Consider the following 8,070-nt stretch of genomic DNA (forward strand, 5'->3'; position numbering starts at 1 on the left):
TGCGCCCCCCGCGGGGCGGGGGGGGGGGGGGCGGCGCGCCGGCGGCGGCCGGGCGCCCCCCCCCCCCCCGCCCAGTCGCGCCGGCTCAGGGGGCGGTGTGCCGTCGCCCGGTCCGCGCATCGTCACCGATCAGCGCAGACCTCGTATGCAGGGGTGTTCATCCGTGCAGAACCTCCCTCAGCAGGCCGCCGATGATGCGTAGGCCGTCCTGTGTGAGCACGGATTCCGCGTGGAACTGCATCGAGGCGAAGCCTGGCCCGCGCAGCGCGTGCACCTCGCCCGTCTCGGGGTCCCGGCTCACCTCCACCACACCCACGCCGTCGCAGTCGACCTTGTGCTCGCGACTGCTGGCGGCGAACGTGTTGTAAAAGCCGACCCGCTCCTGCGCACCGAACAGGTCGATCTCCCGCTGCACGCCCTGATTCGGGACCCTCCTGCGGACCAGGGGGAAGCCGAGCTGCCTGCTGAGCACCTGGTGACTCAGGCAGACGGCGACGAACGGCCGCCGCTCGGCGAGCAGGGTCCGCACTGCGGACCGCAGATGGTCCATCTTGGGGTGTCCGGTCTCGCGCGGATCGTCGGGCCCGGGCCCCAGGACCACGAGGTCGTATCCCTCGAAGGCGTACGGCTCGTCAAAGCGGCGGACCGTCACCGCCAGGCCCAGGGCCCGAAGTTGGTGGTCGATCATTGAGGTGAAGGTGTCCTCGGCGTCGACGACCAGCACACGGCAGCCGGCCAGCAGGGGATCCGGCCGGGCCCGTGCCCCGTGCTCCTTCAGCCAGAAGTCGGCGATGGTGGCGTTGCGCCGCTCCAGGGCGGTGCGGACGCCCGGGTGCTCCGCGAAGCGTTCGGGTCCGCTGTCCTCCAGGGCCGCGAGCAGCCCCGCCGCCTTGGCCCGGGTCTCCGCGACCTCGGAGGCCGGGTCGGAGTGCCGTACCAGCGTGGCGCCGACGCCGATGCGCATACGGCCGGCGGTATCGAGGTCAGCCGTGCGGATGAGGATCGACGAGTCCAGGGTGGGCGCGCCGTGCTCGTCGCGGCCGATGAGGGCGGCGACGCCGCTGTAGTAGCCGCGGCCCTGCGGCTCGTACCGGGCGATGACCCGGCAGGCGCTCTCCAGCGGGCTTCCGGTGACGGTCGGGGCGAACATCGTCGCGCGCAGAATCTCGCGCGGATCGCGGGTGCAGCGCCCCTCGATGAAGTACTCGGTGTGCGCGAGCCGGGCCATCTCCTTGAGGTACGGGCCGACCACCCGGCCTCCGGTGTCGCAGATCTGGGCCATCATTTTCAGCTCTTCGTCGACGACCATGTAGAGCTCGTCGGCTTCCTTGCGGTCGGCGAGGAAGTCCATCACTTCCGGCAGGGTGGGGCCGGACTGCGGATAGCGGTACGTGCCGCTGACGGGGTTCATCACGGCGGTGCCGTCGCGCAGGCTGATGTGCCGCTCAGGGGTGGCGCCCACGAACGTCCGGGTGCCGGTGTGGACGATGAAGGTCCAGTAGGCGCCCGACTCCCGCTGCAGAAGCCGGCGGAAGAACGCCAGAGCACTGTGCGTGGTGTAGTTGCTGATGTCGGCGACGAACGAGCGCTTGATGACGAAGTTCGAGCCCTTGCCCGTCCCGATTTCCTCGGCGATGATCCTGCGCACTGTGTCCGCGTACGCGGCGTCGTCCACCTCGAAATGCCCGTCGGAGAGCCGGATCGGGATGTCGGGAATCCGGGCCAGGACCTCGGAGACGGGCAGCGTGGCCTGGCCGGTGACGCTCATGGCGACCACCGGTGAGCCGTCATCCGGGCTGGCGAAGCCGCGCTCGGAGATCTGCCGGTAGGGGATGAGAGCCAGCACGTCGTGGCGGGGGCCGCGGGCGGATGCCGGCTTCCCGGGCACGGGGATCCCCGCCAGCGTGTCCGGCTCAGTCACCTCGCCGACCAGCACGTCCAGGGCTGCCGGGCCAGTTGTCTCGGGACGGTGGAGCAGGGCGAAGGCCGGCGGCCGCGGGCCCAGCACCCGGCCTAAGAGATCCCCTGCCACGGACGCTCCCTCCTCGGGTTCCTCCGGCCCTGTCCTGCCTGTTCTCCCTGTCCTGCCGGTCATGTGAGAACCCCCTTGGCCGTGACGATCACGGCACAGCGCTGCGCCGCGTAGGTGAGGGCCAGCATGTGGAACTCCTGGGAGAAGTCGGCGACTGCGTCGGCGACCAGGAAGGGCTGGATGTCGTTGCTGAACGCGTCGACCGCGGTCATCAGCACCCCGACATGCGCGTACACGCCGCAAATGACCAGCTGGTCACGGTCGTTCTCACGCATCCGCTGCAACAGGCCGGACCGGAAGAAGGCGCTGTAGCGCCACTTGGTGAACACCCAGTCGTACGAGGCCGGGGCCAGTGGTTCGACGATCTGCCGGTCGGCGGGGTCCACCCGCATGCCGGGCCCCCAGAAGTCCCTCAGCAGACCCCGCTGTTCCTCGGTCATGCCGCCGGGCTGCATGGTGTAGGCCACCGGGACGCCGAGTGCGGCGCAGCGCTCGCGCAGCAGGACGGTGTTGCGTACCAACTCCTCCCGTGGACCCTCGGCGGGGACAGGCGCCAGGAAGTAGCTCTGCATGTCGTGGATGAGCAGCACTGCGCGATCCGGGTCGATGGACCACTGCGCGGTGTTGTCGGGCAGGTCGCCCGGCGTTGGCATCGGGTAGGACGGGATCGGGGGTATGCCTGCCATGGCGTATCTCCGCTGGATCGAGTGGATCGGGTCGCTGCTTGTGGCGGACATCGCTACACACCGAGCGAGGCGCCGCCGTCGACCGTGAGGTCGTGCAGGGTGATGTGTGCGGCGTGGTCGGAGAGCAGGAAGACGACGGCGTCGGCGATGTCCGAGGGGTCGGCCAACTTGCCCAGGGGGATGCCCACCTTGAAGGCCTCGGGCAGCCCGTCGATGGTGCGCTGCGGGCCCAAGTCGTCCTGCCACATGGAGCTGAGCATCGGGGTGAGGGTCGATCCCGGCGCCACGACATTGCAGCGGATGCCGTGTCTGGCCACCTCCAGGCCCAGGCACTTGGTGAACATCGACGCCGCCGCCTTGGAAGCGGCGTACGCGGCCATCTCGGTGCGGGGGGTGCCGGCGGCGTTGGACGCCACGGTGACGATCGCTCCGCGCTTTCTCGGCACCATGCGGCCCACCACGGCCCGGGACATGTGGAAGACTCCGCCCGCGTTCACCGCGAAGGTGTCGGCCCAGTCCTCGTCGGTGAGCTTGCCGACCTCGCCGAGGCGCAGCACGCCCGCGGCATTGACCAGGAACTCCAGTGGGCCCATGGTCCGTTCGACCCGCTCGGCCGCGGACTCCGCGTCCGCGCTGCTGGTGACGTCGGCAGGGAAGGCCTCGGCGCGCAGCCCGTCGGCGGTCAGTTTCTCCACCGTCTGCCGCAGCCGGTCGGCGTCCCGGTCCACGGCGGCCACCGCCGCGCCCCGCTCGCTCAGCGCACGCGCCACCGCCGCGCCGATACCGCCCGCTGCTCCGGTGACCAGGGCGACTCTGTTCTCCATGTTCCCCATGTGCTCCACGTGCTGCATTTCTCGGACCTCCTCACGCGCCGTACGCGTGGCAAGTGATGCATGGTGCCGCGGCCGATTCCGGCCCACGGCTATCCGAGCCAGGCCGAGGCCACTCGGAGGGCTTGGCTCGTATTGAGCCGCGGGTCACAGAAGCTCGTGTACTTGTCGCCGACATGCTCGACACCGGACTCGTTGGGGACGCATTCTGTGACGTCGTCAGGGGTGGTCTCCAAATGCATCCCGCCGATGATTCCGCCCTCCGCTCCGACGGCATTCTGGAATTCGCGGATCTCCCGTTCGATCGTTTCCAGGAAGCGGGTCTTGAATCCATTGGAAAGGGTGACCGTGTTTCCGTGCATGGCGTCGGTGAGCCAGATGACCGGATGCCCCGCCGCACGGGCGGCCGCGACGAGCGGGGGCAGCCGGTCGGCCACGGCTCCGGCGCCCATCCGGGCGATGAGGGTGAGCCGGCCCGGCTCCCGAGCGGGATCGAGCCGTTCGCACAGGCCCAGCAGTTCGTCGACCGTCATGCTCGGGCCCACCTTGCAGGCCACGGGGTTGACGACCTGGGAGAGCAGGGCGACATGGGCTCCGTCCAGCCGGCGCGTCCGCTCGCCGATCCAGGGCCAGTGTGCGGAGGTGAGCACCAACCGTCCCTCCTCGTCCCGGCGGACCATGGGAAGTTCGTAGTCGAGCAGCAGCGCTTCATGGCTGGTCCAGACCGGAGCGTCGATACGCGACCGCCGGTCCGGGTCCCGCGGGTTCCGCCAGCCCAGATGCCCCATGATGTCGTTGGCCGCCTGGTAGCAGGTCAGCAGGCGTCCGGGATCGGGTTGCCTGCTGACCGGGTCGGGCTCCGGGCTGTTGACCATGTGGCCGCGGTAAACGGGAAGTTCCACGTCGCCGACCCGCTCGGTGGGGTTGGAGCGGGGCTTGCCGAACTGGCCCGCGATGCGGCCTGCGCGCACCACCGGCTTGTGTGTGATCATCTTGATCGCGCCCGCCAACAGGTCCAGCACGGCGGCCTTGCGGGCGACGTAGCCGAGCGTGCATTCCGCCGGGTCCTCGGCGCAGTCCCCCGACTGCACCACCAAGGCATCCCCCGCGGCGACCCGGGCCAGCAGGGAGCGCAGGGTACGTATGTCCTCGGGGTCGACGAGCGCTGGGCTGGCCGCCAGTTCCTCTCTCACCTGCTGAAGCCGCGACGCGTCATCCCACTCGGGCTGCTGCCTGGCCGGTTTCCATCGGATGTCGAGCAGAGCGTTCTCCAACGGTGACTCCTGAGACGAGTGGGCGTGAGCCCAGCGGACGGGCGGGTGGGGGCCGCGGTGAGGGACTTTCGCTGAGCGGAGGGCGTTCACGGGGCTTCGGTGACGCGAATCGTGACCATGGAGGGCTCGGCGCAGGGCGCGCCGGCGACCTCATCCGTACGCTCACCCGTGATCCGACCAGCCGCTCGGTGGAGACGGACGAGGCCCGGACCGGTGCGGGGACGTTGCCGGGGACAGAGAGCGTGGATAACGGTGGCGTGGGTCATGGACGCAGCACTCCCTTGAGGGATGGACGGGCCGTATCGACTTCCTCTGCCGAGCCATCGGCCGACCGTGGCGATTTCCGATCCTGTGGTGGGGACGGAGATTCCGCCAATGGCCTTCGCCGCACTTCGTCACATGACCGGTACTCCATCAGGTCGCGGACAGGTCATTGGCGCCAACATGACATATTCGAAACGAATTCTGATGGAGTCCCAGCGGATTTTCCCATTCTTCTTACGCTGTCCTATACCGCTTCTGGACTCACAGAAGAGTTGCGATCCTTTATGGCGGACGGGGCGGCACCCACGAGTAACTGGGAGCTGGAGCAACTGCTTGCGGAGGAGTCTCTCCCTGGCCGGACAGCATCCGCAGGGGCCTGCCGGCCTCCGGACGCCTGGCGTGTCTCATCGGGCGCGGCGGGATCCGCCGGGGCACTCCGGACCCTGCCGTTCTCGCCCGCGCCACGGCCCTGCCGTTCTCGCCCGCGCCACGGCCCTGCCGTTCTCGCCCGCGCCACGGCCCTGCCGTTCTCGCCCGCGCCACGGCCCTGCCGTTCTCGCTCGGGCCGTGGCGAAACGACGACGGCTACGGCGAGCAGCCGGCCTTCCTGGCGCCGTGAGTCACGGACGGGTTCTGCGGGATACGGGTTCGGTGCGGCCCTGCACGTGGGCGTTCCTCCGCTCCGGAGCCGCTGTCACCTCGATCAGCATGTGCTCGATCTCGTGCTCGCCCTCCTGGAACACGATGCTGCGCAGCATGTGCAGTTCACGGTCGCACTCGCCGGCGATCCGAAGCAGGCTGACCAGATCGCCTCGGGCACTGAAGTGCAGCAGTACCGAGCCACCGGGGGTCAGCCAGTGTGGTGCCGCTGCCAGGAAACGGCGGTGCGTGGCGTATCCCGGGTCCACGTACGCGCGCTCGTGCACATTCCGGTACGCGTAATCCACCGGCGCGAGCACGTAGTTGGAGTGCCAGAAGATCGTGTCGAAGCGCTCGTCCACGTCGAGTCCGGTGAACAGGTCGCTGTGCACGGCGCGGAGCCGGTCCCCGACGCCATGGCGCGCGGCGTTCATGGCCGTGTTCCGCACAGCAGCGGGATTGATGTCGCAGGCGACCAGCCGGTCACAGCCCGCCAGGGCGCTGGACACGGCGATGATCCCGGTGCCTGAGCCGATCTCCAGCATCGAGCCGGTGCGGGGCTTCGGCACGGAATCCGAGAGACCGAGGAGTTCCATGGAGAAGCCCGTGGTGGGCGAGTAGACCGGGGCGAAGACCTCCGGCAGCAGATCCCACGCACGGCCGTGCATCGTGAACGTCGACGGGCGGTCGTCCCTCGTGAGTGCCTCGCGGCTTCGCTCCAGGGAGCGCATGTGATCCTGGATATCCCGCACTGTCATCCCCTACGAGCTCATCGGCATACGGCCGCACCTCTGATGACGGCTGCGTTTCCCTTCTGTTTCCAACTCTCAGCCGGGCGACGGCCGTACCGGAAGGTGCCGAAGGGACACACCGGGTGGTCGGCATGGTGATGCGGCCACGGAGCAGCGCGGAAACGGGCTCACACCAAGTGTTACAGGAACATGAAGAATGCTTGGCCGTAGCCCACACTTTCGAGATGCGTACTCCCGGTGTGCGAGCATTCACAATCGGTGGCCAAGAGTCTGAAGACGGGGGGCGTCGTGGCACAGGAGACGGCCGGAATGCGGTCCGATGTACTCGCCTTACTGGAGGTGCTGGCCGACCAGGGACCGGTGGACCGTCTTGACGCGCCGGTGGATCAGGCTCGCCGGCGAGGTGCCCACGGCGCGGAACTGGAGGCGGTGGAACGCGCCCAGCGATTAGGTGTGGCCATCCACACCCAGCTGAACCGGCGCCGGCAGCGTGACACAGGCCTCTCCATTCTCGTCGACACCGCACGCGAACTGGCCGCACCCTATGGGCTGGAGGCCGTGCTCAAGGTCATCACCCGGAGGGCACGGCTGCTGCTCGGCGTCGACATGTCCTACATCAGCCTCCAGGACGAGCAAGCCGCAGCGTTCCGTGTGCGCGCTTCCGACGGCCACACCACGATGCTGAACGTCGGTCTGCAGCTTTCGGCGGGCACCGGGCTCGGCAGCGCCGTGCTGGCCAATCCCTCGCCCTTCTGGACCCCCGACTATCTCGCTGACGATCGGTTTCAGCACAGCGAGACCGTCGATGAGGTGGTCAGGGCAGAAGGTCTTCACGCCATCCTGGCGGTGCCCCTGAGCAGCTGCACACAGCCGCTCGGCGCACTGTACGTCGCCGACCGCAGGGTGCGTCATTTCACCGCGGACGAGATCTCGTTGCTGAGCTCTTTGGCGGACCTCGGCGGTGTGGTCATCGAGCGGGCACGGCATCTGGACAGCATCACCGCCGAGGTACACGACCTGCGACAGCATGTGTCCCGGAGCGAAGCCGATCTGAGGAGTGCCGGGGAACTCGGCGCCATCCACGACCGACTGATCGAGTCGGTGCTCAGGGGCGGCGATCTGCGGGCGCTGGCCCAGGAGATGAGCCGTAGACTCGATGGCGGACTGCTGATCCTCTCCGCCAACGGCACGGTTCTCGAAACGGCCGGGGACATGCCGGAGAAGGAGGAATCCGCCCTGGTGGTGGCCGCGATGGACGCCCACGCCGCGGGCGAGCCGGTACCGGTGCCACTGGACGGCGGCATGTGGGCCGTCCCGGTCTTCGCCGGCAATGAGTACCTCGGCACTCTGCTTCTCAATCCCAGCCGCCCGCTCACGGACCGGGACCAGCGGCTGCTCCGGTGCGCCGCACAAGCGGCAGCAGTCCTGCTGCTGTTGCAGAGCAGCAGGACCGCCGCGGCGGAGGGCCAGGTGCGTGACGAGCTCCTCGACGATCTGTTGGTCAGCCCGCAGCGCCCACGGCAGCAGCTCGAGAAACGCGCACGCCGATTCGGCATCGACCTGAGCGCGCCTCATGTGGTGGTGATAGCCCGC

6 protein-coding genes are annotated in these 8,070 nt (G+C 68.8%); 1 reads left to right on the top strand and 5 read right to left on the bottom strand.

Annotated features, from left to right (window positions below):
• Positions 1–157: 157 nt before the first annotated feature.
• From ABZW18_RS33685 to ABZW18_RS33705, 5 genes are all read right to left on the bottom strand, one after another.
• Positions 158–2,032, bottom strand: a complete 1,875-nt coding sequence (locus ABZW18_RS33685; protein WP_356195071.1) for an anthranilate synthase family protein — start codon at positions 2,030–2,032, stop codon at positions 158–160.
• Positions 2,033–2,091: 59 nt separating this feature from the next.
• On the bottom strand, positions 2,092–2,718 hold the full coding sequence (locus tag ABZW18_RS33690) for an isochorismatase family protein (RefSeq protein ID WP_356195074.1): 627 nt from the start codon (positions 2,716–2,718) through the stop codon (positions 2,092–2,094).
• 53 nt (positions 2,719–2,771) lie between these two features.
• Positions 2,772–3,542 (bottom strand): 2,3-dihydro-2,3-dihydroxybenzoate dehydrogenase, encoded by a 771-nt coding sequence (locus ABZW18_RS33695; protein ID WP_356195084.1) that lies wholly within the window; start codon positions 3,540–3,542, stop codon positions 2,772–2,774.
• A 98-nt stretch (positions 3,543–3,640) separates the two neighbouring features.
• A complete protein-coding gene (locus ABZW18_RS33700) occupies positions 3,641–4,822 on the bottom strand; it encodes a 3-deoxy-7-phosphoheptulonate synthase (protein ID WP_356195076.1) in 1,182 nt (393 codons plus the stop codon).
• Positions 4,823–5,706: 884 nt separating this feature from the next.
• Entirely contained in the window at positions 5,707–6,456 is a 750-nt protein-coding gene (locus ABZW18_RS33705; protein WP_356195079.1) for a class I SAM-dependent methyltransferase, read from the bottom strand.
• A 330-nt stretch (positions 6,457–6,786) separates the two neighbouring features.
• On the opposite strand from ABZW18_RS33705, the gene ABZW18_RS33710 reads away from it, so the two are divergent.
• On the top strand, positions 6,787–8,070 hold a 1,284-nt coding region (locus ABZW18_RS33710; RefSeq protein WP_356195081.1), incomplete at its 3' end, for a GAF domain-containing protein.

Origin of the sequence: Streptomyces sp. NPDC004647, assembly GCF_040609575.1 — a bacterium.
Taxonomy (GTDB): domain Bacteria; phylum Actinomycetota; class Actinomycetes; order Streptomycetales; family Streptomycetaceae; genus Streptomyces.